Origin of the sequence: Lysinibacillus sp. S1 (assembly GCF_044986265.1) — a bacterium.
Classification (GTDB): Bacteria; Bacillota; Bacilli; order Bacillales_A; family Planococcaceae; genus Lysinibacillus; species Lysinibacillus capsici.
Genome location: NZ_CP173154.1, coordinates 2,470,172 through 2,489,592 on the forward strand (window position 1 = coordinate 2,470,172; position 19,421 = coordinate 2,489,592).

10 protein-coding genes, 17 tRNA genes, 3 rRNA genes and 1 riboswitch are annotated in these 19,421 nt (G+C 42.4%); of the genes, 1 reads left to right on the plus strand and 29 read right to left on the minus strand.

The window, feature by feature from the left end; all coding sequences use genetic code 11:
* Positions 1–24: 24 nt before the first annotated feature.
* A riboswitch (Lysine riboswitch) is annotated at positions 25–201 on the minus strand.
* A 178-nt stretch (positions 202–379) separates the two neighbouring features.
* On the plus strand, positions 380–1,588 hold the full coding sequence (locus ACHZEU_RS12250; RefSeq protein ID WP_048391934.1) for an MFS transporter: 1,209 nt from the start codon (positions 380–382) through the stop codon (positions 1,586–1,588).
* A 61-nt stretch (positions 1,589–1,649) separates the two neighbouring features.
* On the opposite strand, the gene ACHZEU_RS12255 is transcribed toward ACHZEU_RS12250, so the two are convergent.
* The 29 genes from ACHZEU_RS12255 to hutU form a co-directional block, all read right to left on the minus strand.
* The gene (locus ACHZEU_RS12255) at positions 1,650–2,183 is read right to left on the minus strand and encodes a hypothetical protein (protein WP_404803453.1); all 534 of its coding nucleotides are present in this window, start codon (positions 2,181–2,183) and stop codon (positions 1,650–1,652) included.
* A gap of 49 nt (positions 2,184–2,232) precedes the next feature.
* Entirely contained in the window at positions 2,233–3,279 is a 1,047-nt protein-coding gene (locus tag ACHZEU_RS12260) for a nitric oxide synthase oxygenase (protein ID WP_103117308.1), read from the minus strand.
* A 574-nt stretch (positions 3,280–3,853) separates the two neighbouring features.
* Positions 3,854–3,925 (minus strand) — tRNA-Glu (locus ACHZEU_RS12265).
* Position 3,926: 1 nt separating this feature from the next.
* A tRNA-Asn gene (locus tag ACHZEU_RS12270) sits at positions 3,927–4,003 on the minus strand.
* A 6-nt stretch (positions 4,004–4,009) separates the two neighbouring features.
* A tRNA-Ile gene (locus ACHZEU_RS12275) sits at positions 4,010–4,083 on the minus strand.
* Between the two features lie 4 nt (positions 4,084–4,087).
* Positions 4,088–4,161: transfer RNA gene (locus ACHZEU_RS12280), tRNA-Gly, on the minus strand.
* A 5-nt stretch (positions 4,162–4,166) separates the two neighbouring features.
* A tRNA-Phe gene (locus ACHZEU_RS12285) sits at positions 4,167–4,242 on the minus strand.
* A 6-nt stretch (positions 4,243–4,248) separates the two neighbouring features.
* Positions 4,249–4,341, minus strand: a tRNA-Ser gene (locus ACHZEU_RS12290).
* 13 nt (positions 4,342–4,354) lie between these two features.
* Positions 4,355–4,430, minus strand: a tRNA-Ala gene (locus tag ACHZEU_RS12295).
* A 15-nt stretch (positions 4,431–4,445) separates the two neighbouring features.
* Positions 4,446–4,522, minus strand: a tRNA-Pro gene (locus ACHZEU_RS12300).
* Positions 4,523–4,537: 15 nt separating this feature from the next.
* A tRNA-Arg gene (locus ACHZEU_RS12305) sits at positions 4,538–4,614 on the minus strand.
* An 18-nt stretch (positions 4,615–4,632) separates the two neighbouring features.
* Positions 4,633–4,705: transfer RNA gene (locus tag ACHZEU_RS12310), tRNA-Lys, on the minus strand.
* A 13-nt stretch (positions 4,706–4,718) separates the two neighbouring features.
* Positions 4,719–4,793 (minus strand) — tRNA-Gln (locus ACHZEU_RS12315).
* A gap of 9 nt (positions 4,794–4,802) precedes the next feature.
* Positions 4,803–4,878: transfer RNA gene (locus ACHZEU_RS12320), tRNA-His, on the minus strand.
* 48 nt (positions 4,879–4,926) lie between these two features.
* Positions 4,927–5,000, minus strand: a tRNA-Trp gene (locus ACHZEU_RS12325).
* A 4-nt stretch (positions 5,001–5,004) separates the two neighbouring features.
* Positions 5,005–5,088: transfer RNA gene (locus ACHZEU_RS12330), tRNA-Tyr, on the minus strand.
* Positions 5,089–5,095: 7 nt separating this feature from the next.
* Positions 5,096–5,171 (minus strand) — tRNA-Thr (locus ACHZEU_RS12335).
* A gap of 8 nt (positions 5,172–5,179) precedes the next feature.
* Positions 5,180–5,255 (minus strand) — tRNA-Asp (locus tag ACHZEU_RS12340).
* A gap of 4 nt (positions 5,256–5,259) precedes the next feature.
* Positions 5,260–5,335: transfer RNA gene (locus tag ACHZEU_RS12345), tRNA-Val, on the minus strand.
* A gap of 11 nt (positions 5,336–5,346) precedes the next feature.
* Positions 5,347–5,462 (minus strand): 5S ribosomal RNA (gene rrf, locus ACHZEU_RS12350).
* Between the two features lie 67 nt (positions 5,463–5,529).
* Positions 5,530–8,457 (minus strand): 23S ribosomal RNA (locus ACHZEU_RS12355).
* A gap of 181 nt (positions 8,458–8,638) precedes the next feature.
* A 16S ribosomal RNA gene (locus ACHZEU_RS12360) occupies positions 8,639–10,190 on the minus strand.
* The 16S, 23S and 5S rRNA genes sit together here with 17 tRNA genes alongside, the layout of an rRNA operon.
* A gap of 391 nt (positions 10,191–10,581) precedes the next feature.
* Positions 10,582–12,435 (minus strand): SLC13 family permease, encoded by a 1,854-nt coding sequence (locus tag ACHZEU_RS12365; RefSeq protein WP_404804594.1) that lies wholly within the window; start codon positions 12,433–12,435, stop codon positions 10,582–10,584.
* Between the two features lie 169 nt (positions 12,436–12,604).
* Positions 12,605–13,219 carry a nicotinate-nucleotide adenylyltransferase gene (nadD, locus tag ACHZEU_RS12370; RefSeq protein ID WP_048390705.1) on the minus strand — a complete coding sequence of 205 codons (615 nt, stop codon included), beginning with the start codon at positions 13,217–13,219 and terminating at the stop codon, positions 12,605–12,607.
* A gap of 25 nt (positions 13,220–13,244) precedes the next feature.
* Positions 13,245–14,702 (minus strand): nicotinate phosphoribosyltransferase, encoded by a 1,458-nt coding sequence (locus tag ACHZEU_RS12375; RefSeq protein WP_048390708.1) that lies wholly within the window; start codon positions 14,700–14,702, stop codon positions 13,245–13,247.
* 19 nt (positions 14,703–14,721) lie between these two features.
* Entirely contained in the window at positions 14,722–15,276 is a 555-nt protein-coding gene (locus ACHZEU_RS12380) for a cysteine hydrolase family protein (protein WP_048390710.1), read from the minus strand.
* An 80-nt stretch (positions 15,277–15,356) separates the two neighbouring features.
* On the minus strand, positions 15,357–16,157 hold the full coding sequence (locus ACHZEU_RS12385) for an NUDIX domain-containing protein (protein ID WP_048390712.1): 801 nt from the start codon (positions 16,155–16,157) through the stop codon (positions 15,357–15,359).
* A gap of 152 nt (positions 16,158–16,309) precedes the next feature.
* Positions 16,310–17,587 (minus strand): imidazolonepropionase, encoded by a 1,278-nt coding sequence (gene hutI, locus ACHZEU_RS12390; RefSeq protein WP_048390714.1) that lies wholly within the window; start codon positions 17,585–17,587, stop codon positions 16,310–16,312.
* Positions 17,584–19,254 carry a urocanate hydratase gene (hutU, locus tag ACHZEU_RS12395; protein WP_004233805.1) on the minus strand — a complete coding sequence of 557 codons (1,671 nt, stop codon included), beginning with the start codon at positions 19,252–19,254 and terminating at the stop codon, positions 17,584–17,586. Before hutU ends, hutI begins: the two co-directional genes overlap by 4 nt.
* Between the last annotated feature and the right edge of the window lie 167 nt (positions 19,255–19,421).

Consider the following 19,421-nt stretch of genomic DNA (forward strand, 5'->3'; position numbering starts at 1 on the left):
GGCTACGTTAATCCTCAGTTTTTCCTACATGATAGCTCAACACGTTGTGCAAACGTGACAGTTCTGTTCCTTTCGGAGACAGCCCCAGCATGAGGTTTTCAAGTCCCCTCACACTTCGGCAATATTTCCTTTCAACTAATTTCATCAATGCTTGTCATTTCAATTAGCATACTTATAAATATCGCGACCTCTACCTCAATACAAACATGAGGCATATAATTATTAAATTTATGATGTTTATTATACTAACATAAGACCATAGACATTTCAATACAACCACAAATGTTCTGTATTTTATGAATCTTCTACTATTTTTAATAGTGTGATAAAGTGTTATAGTAGTTCAATTAGAATGGTTATTATTAGGGGGGATTTTATTTTGACTACAAATGATCATTCCACTAGTTTTCCAAGTAAAAAAATTAGCTGGAAAGGAACAACCTTACTTTTAGTCTTTGGAGTTATCTTTATAGCCTCTACATTACGAATGCCACTAACTGTTGTTGGCCCAATTATATCCTTTATCCGTGAAGATCTTGGAATATCTAATGTTTTGGCAGGCTTTCTAACAACGATACCATTGCTGGCTTTTGCTGTTATATCTCCATTTGCACCAGTTGTAGCACGCAAACTAGGGCTTGAGCTAACATTATTTTTATCAACTTTTCTCTTGGCTTTAGGAATTGTCCTACGTTCACTTGGTACTACAGAATTACTTCTATTGGGTACTGTGTTAATTGGCGTAGCCATTTCTTTTGGAAATGTACTAATTCCAGGATTATTGAAATTGAAATTTCCCTATCATGTGGGTTTATTAATGGCCTTTTTCACCATGTCCATGAATTTTACTGCTGGCCTTGGTGCTGGTATTAGCTATCCGATAGCTAATTCATCGTTAGGCTGGCAAGGTGCACTTTCCATTGCACTCATACTCGTTCTAATTACAATCTTAATTTGGATACCTCAACTAAAATCAAATAAACCGGAACCAGTTACTACATCTAAGAAGACCAGTACACCTTTATGGAAATCACCTGTTACTTGGGCTGTCACAGGGGCAATGGGTTTACAATCTTTATTATTCTACACAACAGCAGCTTGGATACCTGAGATCTATATTGCTCAAGGTTTAGCACCTGATAAAGCTGGCTGGATGTTTTCAATCATGCAATTCTCACAAGTACCAATGGCCTTAGCAGTGCCTATTATTGCTGGTAAAATGACTTCTCAACGCCCACTTGTATTGATGTTTACATCCTTCTATTTAGTAGGCTTTGTTGGGGTTGTCATGGAATGGACAAGTCTTGGGGTACTGTGGATGGTTCTTCTAGGGTTAGCAGGTGGTTCTTCATTCGCCCTAGCAATGATGTTCTTCACTCTCCGGACTCGTACTGCATTTGAAGCAGCAGATTTATCAGGCTTTGCGCAATCTTTGGGTTATTTATTTGCCGCAATTGGTCCTATTCTTTTTGGCTACTTGCATGATTTATTTGGCGGCTGGAATATTGCGGGATGGCTCTTTGTCGTTGTAGCAATGTTACTCTTCTTTTGCTCAATGAGAGCCTCTAAGGATGAATATGTGCATTAAAATTAAATAAAGCAGGTGGATTTGATTCCTCCATCTGCTCTATTTCTATAGTGTTTACACATTACTTAATTGTCGGGTTGCGGAGTAATGTTAGCAATTCAGCAAGGCATTCTGATGCTTCATTATTATGAGCTGTTATAGTAGAAAAAATAGGAACAGCCTCTTGTAAAAGCATATAACTATAATAGTAATAGCCTACAAAAGCTTGCTCCTCATAGCCCTTTGGCGTTTCTTTCTCCCACTCCTGCTCATCATTATCCTCATTTTCTATCCACAAATAGTTGACGTCTAATAGCTCCTGCATATTTTTAACAGTATTGACTGGGTCGAGATAATCCTTGGTAATAGCATGTGCCACAGCTAAATATAACTGTACCTCTTGTAAGGAGACAACCTCTAATTTTTTACGAGTAAGCTTTTTTAGCAGGACAAGCAAAACCCATGGTGTCACCTGCCACAGTGTACCTTGATGTTCAATTAATTCAGCTAGTTGTGTGTATTGCTCCTGTTCTATCAGCTTAGGAATGGCTGTACCTCTACCATAAGGTGTCGTCAATTGTCTCCATGGGATATTGGGAATTTGCTGATCTAACATAGTAAGCCCTCTCTCATCAAAAGTATCGAAAGTAAACAATTCTTTTACACTAATAGCATGGTTTTTGATAAAAATAATTTGGTGTATGATAAATATTTACATAGGGTTTATGGAATATATGAGTTGTGGCAGGGGAAAGTGGTGGGATTAACCATGTCCAGTTGCCTGTAACTTCTCTTCCTGTTGATTTTTCTGCCTCCTCAAACAATTTAAACTGCTGAGCTGCTGTATGATGATCAACAATGCTCACACCATCTTCTTTAAATGAGTGAAGAACAGCAATATTAAGTTCTACTAAAGCACGATCACGCCAAAGAGACGCTTGTTTGGTTGTATCAAGATTAAAAATCTCTGCAATTGCAGGTAACATATTATAACGATCATGATCTGCTAAATTTCGTGCGCCAATCTCTGTTCCCATATACCAGCCGTTAAATGGAGCTGCTTGAAAATCAATTCCAGCCATTTGAAAACGCATACTCGAAATAATAGGTACGGCATACCACTTCATTCCTAATTTTTCCACATCGTTTGACTCTGGATGACGGATTGAGACCTCTACTATATTTTCTTCAGGAATTACAAACATTTGAGGAGCACGATTATCTACCTGTATAACGAGTGGTAGTACATCAAAATCAGTTCCTTTACCTCTCCATCCTAACGACTCACACACTTTTGTAAATTTAATGGACTGTGAATCTCCAATAATGCCTGCATCTGTTTCATAGCCTGCATAACGAATTAGTTGATGATTCCAAATCCGTACTCTATCTGAAGCAAACACTGTTATAGTTGGACGAATTTTCCCATGATTTGTCGCATAATCAATATGTTCTAGTAATTTTTGAAAAATAGCCTTTTCATCTAAAACATCACGTGCATCTACCACATGCAGTGACTGCCAAAACAGACGTCCAATACACTTATTGCTATTTCGCCATGCCACACGTGCGCCAAAAACTAGCTCCTCTGTTGTTGGGTGATATTTACCTGCATCCTTAACTGCCTGTAATCTATTCTTTAACCAAAGTTCTGATTCATTTTGTTCTGTCTGATATAGACTTAAAAATTGCTGTATCTCCTGTATATTCATATCGATTCCTCCACTTATCCTCATATTAGAGGAACAAAACAACAAGCACCATGAAAATAGTAATTGAAAAAACATACATATTTTATATATGAAATAGTTTGTTCATATTTACTCTATAGACTCTCTTTCGTAAGAGAATGTAAGGGAGAAAGATTTTAATTATTATAAAAAGGCTACAGTAGTCATGTAGCCTTTTTCAGGGGGTTGTAGAACAAAGAAATCAATAGAATTTTTGTAAATGGTGAAAAAGCTATACGTTCTGGGCTACTTACTTGCTGCTGTTGCTTCGCTTTCGCATAGAGCAGAACCAGTTTCACAAATTCTCTGGCCAGGATTTCGCCTGTATCGCTATACTAGAGAAGTCGTCAAGCAGCCTTCACAAAAGTATTGACCATGGAAGTGTACGTGGTAAGTGAAACGGCTTATAGGATGCCCATAGTAAGATGCTAGGGGAATTAAATTCAGTCCCTCACCTTGCAAATAGGTCTTTTTCTGCTATTGCATTATCTTTTATCGTTTAAAGAACAGGAGAATAGAAAAAAGCATGTAACACACATCTGTGCTACATGCTTGATGACCCGTACGGGATTCGAACCCGTGTTACCGCCGTGAAAGGGCGGTGTCTTAACCACTTGACCAACGGGCCGTGGCTCCGAAGGCAGGACTCGAACCTGCGACAACCTGATTAACAGTCAGGTGCTACTACCAACTGAGCTACTTCGGAATAATATGGGCCTAAATGGACTCGAACCATCGACCTCACGCTTATCAGGCGTGCGCTCTAACCAGCTGAGCTATAGGCCCATTTTGGAGCGGGTGATGAGAATCGAACTCACGACATCAGCTTGGAAGGCTGAGGTTTTACCATTAAACTACACCCGCAATAATGGTGGGTCAGGACGGAATCGAACCGCCGACACTTAGAGCTTCAATCTAATGCTCTACCAACTGAGCTACTGACCCGAAAAATGGAGGAGGTAGAGGGATTCGAACCCCCGCGCGGTGTTACCCGCCTGTCGGTTTTCAAGACCGATCCCTTCAGCCAGACTTGGGTATACCTCCAAAAATATTACAATGGTGGAGCCTAGCGGGATCGAACCGCTGACCTCCTGCGTGCAAGGCAGGCGCTCTCCCAGCTGAGCTAAGGCCCCATTTATCATGAAAGATGGTCGGAATGACAGGATTCGAACCTACGACCCCTTGGTCCCAAACCAAGTGCTCTACCAAGCTGAGCTACATTCCGTAAACATGATTTTATTGGCGCGCCCGACAGGAGTCGAACCCATAACCTTCTGATCCGTAGTCAGACGCTCTATCCAATTGAGCTACGGGCGCATGTTAATTAAAAAATGATGAGCCATGAAGGACTCGAACCTTCGACCCTCTGATTAAAAGTCAGATGCTCTACCAACTGAGCTAATGGCTCGTGAAATTAAAAATGGCTGGGGTACTAGGATTCGAACCTAGGCATGACGGAATCAAAATCCGTTGCCTTACCGCTTGGCTATACCCCAATTTTAAAATGGGGCGACTGATGGGAATCGAACCCACGAATGTCGGAACCACAATCCGATGCGTTAACCACTTCGCCACAATCGCCACTATATAGATTATATTAGCTGTATTATGAACGAGTACCTCAATACCTGGCAGGGGCAGTAGGAATCGAACCCACACCAAAGGTTTTGGAGACCTCTATTCTACCGTTGAACTATGCCCCTAAAATGGTGGAGGGGGACGGATTCGAACCGCCGAACCCTAAGGAGCGGATTTACAGTCCGCCGCGTTTAGCCACTTCGCTACCCCTCCAAGGGAATGGTGCCGGCGATAGGAGTCGAACCCACGACCTACTGATTACAAGTCAGTTGCTCTACCAACTGAGCTACACCGGCAATAATAATGGCGGTCCCGACCGGGATCGAACCGGCGATCTCCTGCGTGACAGGCAGGCATGTTAACCGCTACACCACGGGACCAAAATGGTGGAGGATGACGGGCTCGAACCGCCGACCCCCTGCTTGTAAGGCAGGTGCTCTCCCAGCTGAGCTAATCCTCCACAAAAAATAAGCGAAGCGACGTCCTACTCTCACAGGGGGAAGCCCCCAACTACCATCGGCGCTAAAGAGCTTAACTTCCGTGTTCGGTATGGGAACGGGTGTGACCTCTTTGCCATCATCACTTCACTTATTCAGCTGAAAGACTTATTCTTTCAAAACTAGATAAACGATACATTGAATGTTTCAAACTTTTTTGGTTAAGTCCTCGATCGATTAGTATTCGTCAGCTCCATGTGTCACCACACTTCCACCTCGAACCTATCTACCTCATCGTCTTTGAGGGATCTTACTTACTTGCGTAATGGGAAATCTCATCTTGAGGGGGGCTTCATGCTTAGATGCTTTCAGCACTTATCCCGTCCACACATAGCTACCCAGCGATGCCTTTGGCAAGACAACTGGTACACCAGCGGTGTGTCCATCCCGGTCCTCTCGTACTAAGGACAGCTCCTCTCAAATTTCCTACGCCCACGACGGATAGGGACCGAACTGTCTCACGACGTTCTGAACCCAGCTCGCGTACCGCTTTAATGGGCGAACAGCCCAACCCTTGGGACCGACTACAGCCCCAGGATGCGATGAGCCGACATCGAGGTGCCAAACCTCCCCGTCGATGTGGACTCTTGGGGGAGATAAGCCTGTTATCCCCGGGGTAGCTTTTATCCGTTGAGCGATGGCCCTTCCATGCGGAACCACCGGATCACTAAGCCCGTCTTTCGACCCTGCTCGACTTGTAGGTCTCGCAGTCAAGCTCCCTTGTGCCTTTACACTCTACGAATGATTTCCAACCATTCTGAGGGAACCTTTGGGCGCCTCCGTTACCTTTTAGGAGGCGACCGCCCCAGTCAAACTGTCCGCCTGACACTGTCTCCTGCCCCGCTAAGGGGCATGGGTTAGAATTTCAATACAACCAGGGTAGTATCCCACCGACGCCTCCTTCGAAGCTGGCGCTCCGAGATCTCTGGCTCCTACCTATCCTGTACAAGTTGTACCAAAATTCAATATCAGGCTACAGTAAAGCTCCACGGGGTCTTTCCGTCCTGTCGCGGGTAACCTGCATCTTCACAGGTACTATAATTTCACCGAGTCTCTCGTTGAGACAGTGCCCAGATCGTTACGCCTTTCGTGCGGGTCGGAACTTACCCGACAAGGAATTTCGCTACCTTAGGACCGTTATAGTTACGGCCGCCGTTTACTGGGGCTTCAATTCGCAGCTTCGCTTGCGCTAACCACTCCTCTTAACCTTCCAGCACCGGGCAGGCGTCAGCCCCTATACGTCACCTTACGGTTTTGCAGAGACCTGTGTTTTTGCTAAACAGTCGCCTGGGCCTATTCACTGCGGCTCTCATGCGCTTGCACGCTCAAGAGCACCCCTTCTCCCGAAGTTACGGGGTCATTTTGCCGAGTTCCTTAACGAGAGTTCTCTCGCACACCTTAGGATTCTCTCCTCGACTACCTGTGTCGGTTTGCGGTACGGGCACCTCTCACCTCGATAGAGGCTTTTCTTGGCAGTGTGAAATCAGGAACTTCGTCCATACGGACTCGCCATCACAGCTCAACGTTACAGTGTGCGGATTTGCCTACACACACGCCTTACTGCTTGGACGCGCACAACCAACGGCGCGCTTACCCTATCCTACTGCGTCCCCCCATTTCTCAAACGGTGAGGAGGTGGTACAGGAATATCAACCTGTTGTCCATCGCCTACGCCTATCGGCCTCGGCTTAGGTCCCGACTAACCCTGAGCGGACGAGCCTTCCTCAGGAAACCTTAGTCATACGGTGGACGGGATTCTCACCCGTCTTTCGCTACTCATACCGGCATTCTCACTTCTAAGCGCTCCACCAGTCCTTCCGATCTGACTTCAACGCACTTAGAACGCTCTCCTACCACTGACATCGTAGATGTCAATCCACAGCTTCGGTGAATCGTTTAGCCCCGATACATTTTCGGCGCAGCGTCACTCGACCAGTGAGCTATTACGCACTCTTTAAATGATGGCTGCTTCTAAGCCAACATCCTGGTTGTCTGTGCAACGCCACATCCTTTTCCACTTAACGATTACTTTGGGACCTTAGCTGGTGGTCTGGGCTGTTTCCCTTTTGACTACGGATCTTATCACTCGCAGTCTGACTCCCGTGTATAAATATCTGGCATTCGGAGTTTGTCTGAATTCGGTAAACCGGGATGGCCCCCTAGTCCAAACAGTGCTCTACCTCCAGTATTCTCATCACGAGGCTAGCCCTAAAGCTATTTCGGAGAGAACCAGCTATCTCCAAGTTCGATTGGAATTTCTCCGCTACCCACACCTCATCCCCGCACTTTTCAACGTGCGTGGGTTCGGGCCTCCAGTAAGTGTTACCTCACCTTCACCCTGGACATGGGTAGATCACCTGGTTTCGGGTCTACGACCACGTACTATTTCGCCCTATTCAGACTCGCTTTCGCTGCGGCTCCGCCTTCTAAAGCTTAACCTTGCACGTAATCGTAACTCGCCGGTTCATTCTACAAAAGGCACGCTATCACCCATTAACGGGCTCTAACTACTTGTAGGCACACGGTTTCAGGATCTCTTTCACTCCCCTTCCGGGGTGCTTTTCACCTTTCCCTCACGGTACTGGTTCACTATCGGTCACTAGGTAGTATTTAGCCTTGGGAGATGGTCCTCCCGGATTCCGACGGAATTTCMCBTKTTCCGCCGTACTCWGGWTCCACYCWKKABADAWCWMACWKTCSACKMCAGGSCTTTTACCTKCWCTGGCGGACCTTTCCAAGTCGCTTCATCTAACTCGCTCTTTTGTAACTCCGTATAGAGTGTCCTACAACCCCAAGAGGCAAGCCTCTTGGTTTGGGCTCTTCCCGTTTCGCTCGCCGCTACTCAGGGAATCGATTTTTCTTTCTCTTCCTCCAGGTACTTAGATGTTTCAGTTCCCTGGGTCTGCCTTCAAGACGCTATGTATTCACGTCAAGATACTACGCGATTAAACGTAGTGGGTTCCCCCATTCGGAAATCTCCGGATCAAAGCTCACTTACAGCTCCCCGAAGCATATCGGTGTTAGTGCCGTCCTTCTTCGGCTCCTAGTGCCAAGGCATTCGCCGTGCGCCCTTAATAACTTAACCAAGTTATTAAGCCTATAAAAAACTTAAAAAATAAATGTGTTTGTTACAATTTCAATGTCGTTTTATCCAGTTTTCAAAGAACAAGTTTTGAAGTGTTTCATTCAGATAGAATGAACCTTCAAAACTGAACGCAAAACGTAATCTTACAAACCCAAGGTTTGTATTCCGAAATAATCCTTAGAAAGGAGGTGATCCAGCCGCACCTTCCGATACGGCTACCTTGTTACGACTTCACCCCAATCATCTATCCCACCTTCGGCGGCTGGCTCCAAAAGGTTACCTCACCGACTTCGGGTGTTACAAACTCTCGTGGTGTGACGGGCGGTGTGTACAAGGCCCGGGAACGTATTCACCGCGGCATGCTGATCCGCGATTACTAGCGATTCCGGCTTCATGTAGGCGAGTTGCAGCCTACAATCCGAACTGAGAACGACTTTATCGGATTAGCTCCCTCTCGCGAGTTGGCAACCGTTTGTATCGTCCATTGTAGCACGTGTGTAGCCCAGGTCATAAGGGGCATGATGATTTGACGTCATCCCCACCTTCCTCCGGTTTGTCACCGGCAGTCACCTTAGAGTGCCCAACTAAATGATGGCAACTAAGATCAAGGGTTGCGCTCGTTGCGGGACTTAACCCAACATCTCACGACACGAGCTGACGACAACCATGCACCACCTGTCACCGTTGCCCCCGAAGGGGAAACTATATCTCTACAGTGGTCAACGGGATGTCAAGACCTGGTAAGGTTCTTCGCGTTGCTTCGAATTAAACCACATGCTCCACCGCTTGTGCGGGCCCCCGTCAATTCCTTTGAGTTTCAGTCTTGCGACCGTACTCCCCAGGCGGAGTGCTTAATGCGTTAGCTGCAGCACTAAGGGGCGGAAACCCCCTAACACTTAGCACTCATCGTTTACGGCGTGGACTACCAGGGTATCTAATCCTGTTTGCTCCCCACGCTTTCGCGCCTCAGCGTCAGTTACAGACCAGAAAGTCGCCTTCGCCACTGGTGTTCCTCCAAATCTCTACGCATTTCACCGCTACACTTGGAATTCCACTTTCCTCTTCTGCACTCAAGTCCCCCAGTTTCCAATGACCCTCCACGGTTGAGCCGTGGGCTTTCACATCAGACTTAAAGGACCGCCTGCGCGCGCTTTACGCCCAATAATTCCGGACAACGCTTGCCACCTACGTATTACCGCGGCTGCTGGCACGTAGTTAGCCGTGGCTTTCTAATAAGGTACCGTCAAGGTACAGCCAGTTACTACTGTACTTGTTCTTCCCTTACAACAGAGTTTTACGATCCGAAAACCTTCTTCACTCACGCGGCGTTGCTCCATCAGGCTTTCGCCCATTGTGGAAGATTCCCTACTGCTGCCTCCCGTAGGAGTCTGGGCCGTGTCTCAGTCCCAGTGTGGCCGATCACCCTCTCAGGTCGGCTACGCATCGTCGCCTTGGTGAGCCGTTACCTCACCAACTAGCTAATGCGCCGCGGGCCCATCCTATAGCGACAGCCGAAACCGTCTTTCAGTCTTTCACCATGAAGCAAAAGAGATTATTCGGTATTAGCCCCGGTTTCCCGGAGTTATCCCAAACTATAGGGTAGGTTGCCCACGTGTTACTCACCCGTCCGCCGCTAACGTCAAAGGAGCAAGCTCCTTTTCTGTTCGCTCGACTTGCATGTATTAGGCACGCCGCCAGCGTTCGTCCTGAGCCAGGATCAAACTCTCCATAAAAGAAATTTGATTAGCTCAAATTGTTTTGCTGGCATCATGTTTGATGTCCAAAATTTTTGTTTTGTTCACTAGCAAAACTAGCTACTTAAAACTTTATTGATTACGTTTTGCTTGTTCAGTTTTCAAGGTTCATGTTTTGCTTTATTTTAGCGTGTCACCCTGGCGACTTGTATAATACTACACCCTTATTTTTAAAAGGTCAACACTTTTTAATAAAAAACTTTATTATTTTTATTACCAAAGTAAAACTTCCTATATTAGTAACTATAAAATCTATTCACAAGCTAGTTCAATATTAGACCATGAACTAGAAAATAATTTTATCATAATTTCCTACAAAAAAATAATAGATCTTTAAAAAAACAAAAAACTCGGTAAAGAAACCGAGTTTTTAAAATGGGAAAAAGAACGGGATGGCTATCATCATCACAATAAACATAACAAGCTGTAACGGAACCCCTATTCTTACGAAATCCATAAATTTATAGCCCCCCGCCGTCATTACCAGTGCATTCGTAGGGGAAGCAATTGGCGTAGCAAATGCCATACTTGCTGCAACTGCGACTGCAATCATAAATGTTGTGGGACTAACCTCCATTGCAATGGCTGCACTCATGGCAATGGGTGCAAACAATACAGCAGTTGCCGTATTGCTAATAAATTGACCGAAAATAGCTGTCAAAATATAAACTCCTATGAGTACACCGTATGGTCCGAAACCACCTAAAGCATTAATAATACCATCAGATAAAATGGTCATGCCCCCTGTTTTTTCTAACGCTGTCGCCATTGGTAACATCGCAGCCACTAACACAATACTTTCAAAATTCATATTGCTATAGGCATCTTCCATGTTTCTCAAGCAGCCTGTTAAAATCATAAGTACAGCGCCAATCATCACAGAAATGACAGCAGGGAAAACTTCAAATGCCATCAAAATAATCATGAATAACATAATAACCCCCGCAATTCCAGCTTTGCCTGTAGCTGCTGCCACACTTGCGTGTTCTTTCGGCTGTCCTACAACCACGACATCTTGCGTTTCTCTTGCTAACAAAAGAATTTCATCCCATGCTCCCTGTACTAATATTGCGTCTCCAAATTTTAATTTGTGAGACACCATATCCTGAAGCTTGTAACCACCCTTACGATTAATACCAATGATATTTAGATTGTATTTTTCCCGGAACCCAAGGGAACTAACCGTTTCATTGATAAAGCTCGAATTTGGGGTAAGCAATACCTCTGCAATACCCAGATGCTTCGATACCAATTCATCGGCTTCTCCTTCAACTAATCCTTGCATCTCAAGATGATAATCCTCAACAAAACGCCGAATATCCTCTATTTCTCCTTGAACATATAACTCATCCTTGGCATGAATGACACTAGTTGGTCCTGCCATTTCTTGATAAGTCATCGGTAGTAAATTAATGCCCTCCTGTGATTTCCGATGAATTTTCATCATACAAAGCATATACTTAGCTGGTAGTTTTAATTCCGCTAACGATGTTTCAATAATAGGTGACTCCTCAGGAACGGAGATTTTAAATAGACGATTATTTAAATCATATTGTTTAATAATTTTTTTCGGCGAAAGTTTATAGCCTTCATTGGTCTGTGTACGGTTTTGATCCTTTGGTAATAAAATATTTCTTACAAGTACTAAATAGGAAATGCCAGCAATCATCCCCACGATACCAATAGGAGTTACTTCAAAAAAGCCAAGTTTGTTATAGCCTCGATCAACCAATAACTGACTGACAATTAAATTGGTTGGGGACGCAATCAGTGTCATCAGACCAGAAAGACTTGCTACATAGGAGAGTGGTAGTAGAAATTTAGAAGGGCTGACTTTCATGCTTATTGCTATACTTACAACGATTGGCATCATTAAGGCGACAGTACCCGTATTACTCATAAATGCACCAACCGATCCTACAATAATAAGCAGTAGCACAAATAACTTCAGCTCACTATTGCCTGACCATTTTAGTAATAGTTGCCCCGCCATGCCTGCCAGGCCCGTACGTAAAATCCCTGCACCCACGACAAATAACCCTGCAATCATTAAAACTACAGAGTTTGAAAAACCAGCTAATGCCTCCGCGGGCGTCAAAATATCCATAATGACAAATGCTAATAGTGACACAATTGCTACAAGATCTGCTCGTATTTTATTGGTCACAAATGCGAAAATTGTTGCTCCTAAAATAAGAAATGTTAATGTAAGCTGCACATTCATGAATTCCTTTCTAACATTAATCATTATTAAAAATTGACAGCAAAAAATTGTACTTCATTACTATTTTTATTATAGCTTACCCTGAGCTCTATATGATAAAATTCACCATCTTTTCAAAATTAAAATAAGTGTGGTAGTCATCCACACTTATAATGATAGCTTCACTATTTTATTTTTGGTAAAGATGATGTTCTTTAATATAGTTGTAACAAGCAGTAGGCAAGAGGTATCTCGGTTCTCCTCCCATTGCGAATTCTTCTCGAATATAGGTAGAGCTAATTTCCATCGCTAGCCCTTTATCTATAAGATGAAATCTTCCATCATCATTATTTCTTAAAATCGGAGAACGACTAATGGTTGATAGCATATCAATGCCATGTCGTGCCATTACAATAAATTTATTCTCCGCTACTAATGCGTCGCCCTTTTTCCATAAACCTGCACCAATATCCACTAGTAAATCAGCACCCATAATAAAATGCACCTCATCCTCTGGGTTCTTCTCTCTAAAGTATTTCATAGTGTCATATGTGTAGATATTCCAGCCTTCTTGATCCATCTCATAGGAATCTGCGATAAAACGATCATCCTTAGCAATAGCTAACTGAAGCATATTCCAACGATGTGTATCAGCTGTTTTGATGGTTTTATCTTTGCGTTTATTTGAACAAGGCAAAAAAATAACCTTATCTAACTTACACCGATGTGCTACAGTGCTTGCTGTCCAAAGATGGACATTGGTAATGGGATCAAATGATGAACCATAAATACCTATTCTCGCCATCGTATCTACCTCCTAGCAGTTACTTTTAAATACGTTGTGAAACCTTTTCTTTTATTGCCTGTATGCTTGCCATTTTATTGTCCCAACATACTTGACTTAAATCGACTGGATATTCTTCAGGATTCATTGTTCGTTTATACTCACACCACAATAAATGTAAGTTTTCCTGTACATATTTTTGTATTTCTTGAATAGTTGGCTCCTCATAAACAATATTTCCATTTTCTATAATACTTTCATGTAACTCTTTCGCCGTAAAATTTGTAACAAATTTACTAATATACGTATGAATAGGGTGGAACATTTTCAATCTTTCTTCTTGCTGTATGTTTTCATTATCTAACGCAATATAATCTCCTTCAGCATGACCATTCTCCGCATTAATAATACGGTAAACACGTTTACGTCCAGGTGTAGTCACTTTCTCAGGATTTGCTGAAATTTTAATGGTATCAACTAGTTCTCCACTTTCGTTTTCTATCGAAACTAATTTGTATACTCCTCCAAGAGCTGCTTGATCATAGGCTGTAATCAGCTTAGTTCCGATACCCCAAGCATCAATTTGCGCCCCTTGTGACTTTAAATGCATAATTGTATATTCATCCAAATCATTCGAAGCCATAATTTTAGTTGCAGTAAATCCTGCATCATCTAGCATTTTCCTTGCCTGTTTTGAGAGATAGGCTAAATCTCCACTGTCTAAACGGATACCAATAAAATTAATTTGATTCCCTAGCTCCTTCGCTACGCGGATAGCATTAGGAACACCAGAACGTAGTGTGTCATAAGTATCTACTAGGAAAACACAGTCTTTATGGGCTGCTGCGTATTTTTTAAACGCAGTATATTCATCTCGATAGGTTTGAATCATCGCATGGGCATGTGTTCCTGACACAGGAATACCAAATAATTTTCCTGCTCTTACATTGCTTGTTGCAGAGAATCCACCTATATAAGCAGCACGAGTTCCCCAAATAGCAGCATCAAATTCATGTGCGCGGCGGGTTCCAAATTCCATTACAACATCCTCACCCGTCACTTGTTTGATACGTGAAGCTTTTGTCGCAATCAGGGTTTGGTAATTAACGATATTTAACAACGGCGTTTCAATTAATTGAGCCTCTGCTAATGGTGCTTCAATTCGCAGGATAGGCTCGTTTGCAAAGACCAATTCTCCCTCTCTCATCCCCTTAATTGTCCCTGTAAATTTAAGTTCTTTTAGGTATTCAAGAAATTCCTCGGGATACTTCCCCTCTTCTCGTAAATATTGAATATCGCTTTGAGAGAAACCAAAGTTATTAATAAACTCAATCACTTTTTTCAATCCAGCGAAAACTCCATAGCCATTGCCAAATGGAAGCTTTCTAAAATATAGTTCGAAAACAGCTTTACGTTGATGAACACCATCTTGCCAATAAGTTTGAACCATATTAATTTGGTATAGGTCCGTGTGTAACATGAAACTATCATCTACATATTTCATATTTTCCCCTCCATTCATGTCAAATAATAGTCGCACCTAGAGTATGCTCGAAATGATTTAACGCCCACTCATGTCCAGCTTGATTAAAAGAGGCGACAGCATTTTTATGAATGACGATATCGAACCCTTTATTATAAGCATCTACTGCTGTATGAAGAACACAAATATCTGTACAAACGCCGATTAAATGCAGCTCAGCAATTCCTCTTTCACGCAATTTCAATTCTAAATCTGTTCCTGCAAAAGCAGAATAACGCGTTTTATCAATGTAATAGACGAAATCTTGGTCTTTATTTTCTTCATATAATGAGTTTAATGCACCATATAACTCTCTACCTTCTGTATGACGAATATTATGAGGTGGAAATAGCTTTGTTTCTGGATGATAAATATCTCCCTTTTCATGAAGATCTATCGCAAATACTGTAAAATCCCCCCTCTTAATAAACTCCTTTGTTAAATCAACATTTGCACGTTCGAGCAATTGCCCAGGCTCTCCGCAAGTAAGAGCCCCATCCGTCGCTACGAAATCCACTGTATAATCAATATTAATTAATGCACGCTTTTTCATCATTTCATCACTCCAGTTTTTAATTAGTAATACTTAAATTACAAATTACTTTCTTTAAAATAATCAGGAAAGACGGATCTTTCCTAATGATAGATAGACTCTACCATTTCGAAATCATTAAATGTATAGAGCTGGGAAGGCCGGAACGAATTTCTTTTTGTTTTCTTTGGTTTTCCTTCTTCATCCAATGCTTTTTCGATAAATGGTAATTTAGGTGCTTTTGTAAAGAATACGGAATCGTTAGAGATTCGTGGATCTTCTCCAACTGTTAGAAGTACTCGTTGCAATTCTGATAATGTAAACTCTTGTGGTAAAAAGTTTTTAGCAACAGTTGTCTGAATCATATCCCTTTTAATAAAATGCAACGCATCGGAAATGATTTTTCGGTGATCGAAAGCTAATGGAAGCGTAAATACACTTTCTATATCAAACAGTTCTACATCGTCTGCATCATCATTCGCTTGACGTTGCTCAATATATGTCTCAGGAACAATGGCATAAAATGCATTTGAAATCATCCAACCACGTGGATCTCGATCGATCTCATCATAAACACCAAAATGTTGAACATGTAAACCTTCTACATTTGTTTCTTCTTTTAATTCTCTCTTTGCTGCGATAAAGGCAGTTTCTTTTTGATTTGCATCTACAAAGCCCCCAGGAAGTGCCCATTTTCCTCCTTCAATATTGGGATTTCCTTCAGCATCCCTAGTAGCACGCTTAATTAACATAATCTTTAGCGTCATGTTTGGCGGTGCTTTTTCCTCTGTTTTCTCTGAGGTAATTGTAAAAATAGCAATATCTGCGGTATATCCATCGGGTGTTTGATATTTTGAAGAATCATAATGTGCAAGCACTTCTTCTTCGGTACGAAATTTTGTCATTGTATAACCCCTTCTATAATTACAAGGTTCAGGTAATTTGTAATTCGTTAATTACTATTTATTAGAATTATAATCTTTCATCAAAGCATTTGCAACTAATTTATAAAAAAAGCATAAATAAAGCTACTCCGCCTTATTTATGCCCATTATTATTATTGATCTTTCAGCAGAATTCCGTTTTGTACAACAACTTGCCCATTTTTGATTACTGTATGTGTATGATTCATGCCGTAGAAATATTGCAGTTGCTTGTAATTAGCAACATCAAGGATAAGTACGTCAGCTTTTTTATGTGCTTCAAGGGAACCAATTTGCTCGCCTCGATTTAGGGCATATGCTGCATTAATTGTTGTTGCCGTTAATACTTCCTCCAATGTCATACCCATATGCATGCAAGCTAAATTCATAATGAAGGGTAGGCTCATTGTTGGGGATGACCCAGGGTTAAAGTCTGTTGATATCGCCACAGGCACTCCCTCGTCAATCATTAGACGCCCTCTTGCAAAAGGTGCACGTAGAAAGAATGCAGTACCTGGCAGCAATACAGCAATTGTACCCGCTTCAGCCATTTTTCGAATTCCCTTATCAGAAGCAACTAACAAATGCTCCGCAGAAATGGCCTCTACTTCCGCAGCCAGCTCGGCGCCTTGATAAGGTTCGATTTCATCCGCATGTATTTTTGGGGTTAAGCCTAGTGCTTTTCCAGCCTCTAAAATGCGTCGGGATTGTTCGGGTGTAAAGACGCCTTTTTCACAAAATACATCATTAAATTCAGCCAACTCTAGTTCTGCTACTTTTGGCAGCATCTCATGGACCACCACATCCACAAATTCATCCTCACGCCCCTTATAATCACGAGGAACTGCATGGGCTCCCATAAACGTGCTAATGACATCAATGTGATGTGCAGCTTGTAATTCTTTTGCGACCTCTAGCTGTTTCTTTTCCGTTTCCCAGTCCAAGCCATACCCTGATTTTGCTTCAACTGTTGTTACGCCATGCTTTAAAAATACATCTAAATGCTGCATCGTTTTTTCATATAATTCATCAAAGCTTGTTTCTCGTGTATGCTTTGTTGTAGCATGAATGCCACCGCCTGCATTCATGATTTCCATATAGGTAGAACCATTTAATCTCATATTAAACTCTTGCTCGCGTGTTCCACCATGCACTAAATGTGTATGACAATCCACTAAGCCAGGCATAACAATCTTACCAGTAGCATCAATCGTTTCTGCCTTCTTTATTAATTCTGGGAAGTCAGCTTCTAATTGCTCATACGCTCCTACTGCTACAATACGCTCTTCTTCAATTAGAACACTGCCATATTCTATTACTGCAATTTCCTGCATTTGTTCTTTTGTACGTGGTCCTTGTACATTACTTTTCAAGGTAATTACTTCATTTGCATTTTTTATTAGAATGGTCACTTCACATCACCCTTTAACATTGGTATATGGACACCTTTGTTTTTTGCTGTATTGATAGCAATATCGTAGCCTGCATCAGCATGACGAGCAACGCCCATTCCAGGGTCTGAAACCAATACACGTGCAATTTTTTCAGCGGCAAGCTCTGATCCATCTGCTACTAAGACTTGACCTGCATGCTGTGAATAACCCATTCCTACACCACCACCATGGTGTACGCTTACCCAGCTTGCACCACTCGCAGTATTAACAAGAGCATTTAAAATTGGCCAATCCGATACCGCATCCGAACCATCTAGCATTCCTTCTGTTTCACGATTTGGTGATGCTACAGAACCTGAATCTAAGTGATCGCGACCAAAGACAATTGGTGCTGATAATTCACCATTTGCAACCATTTCATTGACCTTTAATGCAAAACGATGACGATCACCATAACCCAACCAGCAAATGCGTGCAGGTAGCCCTTGCCATTTCACCATTTTTTGTGCCATATCAATCCAATTGACTAGACCCTCATCTTCAGCAAACATCTCTTTTGCCAGTGCATCTGTTTTATATATATCCTCAGGGTTTCCTGAAAGCGCCGCCCAACGGAATGGGCCCTTTCCTTCACAGAATAACGGACGAATATACGCTGGTACAAAGCCTGGGAAATCAAAGGCATTTGTCACACCCATTTCTTTGGCATAGGCACGAATGTTATTCCCATAATCAAATACTTCTGCGCCTGCCTCTTGGAACTCTAGCATTGTACGAACATGCTCTGCCATTGTTTCTTTTGCTTTACGCTCATATGTTTTTACATCCTCTTTGCGAAGTTTTAGCGCTTCTTCAAAGGTCATGCCATTAGGTACATAACCATTAATCGGATCATGTGCAGATGTTTGGTCTGTCACAAAATCTGGAATAATTCCACGATTCAACAACTCACGATTAACATCAGCACAGTTACCAACAAGGCCAATGGATGCTGGCTCATTTTGGTCACGTAATTTATTAACTAATGCAATTGCTTCATCTACAGTTTCTACAATATAATCACAGTAACCTTCTTTGATTTTACGTTCAATGCGAGCACGTTCAACTTCAACAACTAAGATTACAGCCCCAGCCATTTTCCCTGCTAATGGCTGTGCACCACTCATACCGCCCATACCACCTGTAAGGATGAATTTACCACGTAAATCAGCAGTGCCAAATACCTTTTTGCCTGCTTCTACAAAGGACAGATAAGTTCCTTGTAAAATTCCTTGAGCACCAATATAAATCCAACTCCCAGCAGTCATTTGGCCATACATCATTAAGTCTCTTTCTTCTAATTCATAAAAGTGATCCCAATTTGCCCATGCTGGTACAAGGTTTGAGTTGGCAATCAACACTCGAGGGGAATGCTCATGTGTACGGAATACAGCTACGGGCTTTCCAGATTGGATTAATAGAGTCTCATCATTCTCTAATTCTTTCAAAGATGCAATGATTTGTTCATAGCTTTCCCAGTTACGAGCAGCCTTACCAATACCCCCATAAACTATCAGTTCATCTGGATTCTCTGCTACCTCTGGGTCAAGATTGTTCATTAACATACGCATTGCTGCTTCCTGTGTCCATCCCTTACATGTTAGTTCATTTCCACGTGGTGCACGAATATCTGTCTTAAATACCATTAAAAACACGCTCCTTTTCCTATTAAAAAAATGTGAATGTTGCTGTCTAAAGCTATTAATAACTGAATATTCGGACTTAAATACATATAAATATTTTCAAAGCAGAGGCTACTCGGTGTATAAACCGAGCGACGCCTTTGCTCTTTCATATCAAAATTTAAACTAAT

Excerpts from the sequence above, each read along its gene's own strand:
- hutU (WP_004233805.1), bottom strand. The coding sequence starts at position 19,254 with ATGGTATTTAAGACAGATATTCGTGCACCACGTGGAAATGAACTAACA.
- ACHZEU_RS12380 (WP_048390710.1), bottom strand. The coding sequence starts at position 15,276 with ATGATGAAAAAGCGTGCATTAATTAATATTGATTATACAGTGGATTTC.
- ACHZEU_RS12365 (WP_404804594.1), bottom strand. The coding sequence starts at position 12,435 with ATGAATGTGCAGCTTACATTAACATTTCTTATTTTAGGAGCAACAATT.
- ACHZEU_RS12375 (WP_048390708.1), bottom strand. The coding sequence starts at position 14,702 with ATGAAATATGTAGATGATAGTTTCATGTTACACACGGACCTATACCAA.
- ACHZEU_RS12260 (WP_103117308.1), bottom strand. The coding sequence starts at position 3,279 with ATGAATATACAGGAGATACAGCAATTTTTAAGTCTATATCAGACAGAA.
- ACHZEU_RS12255 (WP_404803453.1), bottom strand. The coding sequence starts at position 2,183 with ATGTTAGATCAGCAAATTCCCAATATCCCATGGAGACAATTGACGACA.
- ACHZEU_RS12385 (WP_048390712.1), bottom strand. The coding sequence starts at position 16,157 with ATGACAAAATTTCGTACCGAAGAAGAAGTGCTTGCACATTATGATTCT.
- nadD (WP_048390705.1), bottom strand. The coding sequence starts at position 13,219 with ATGGCGAGAATAGGTATTTATGGTTCATCATTTGATCCCATTACCAAT.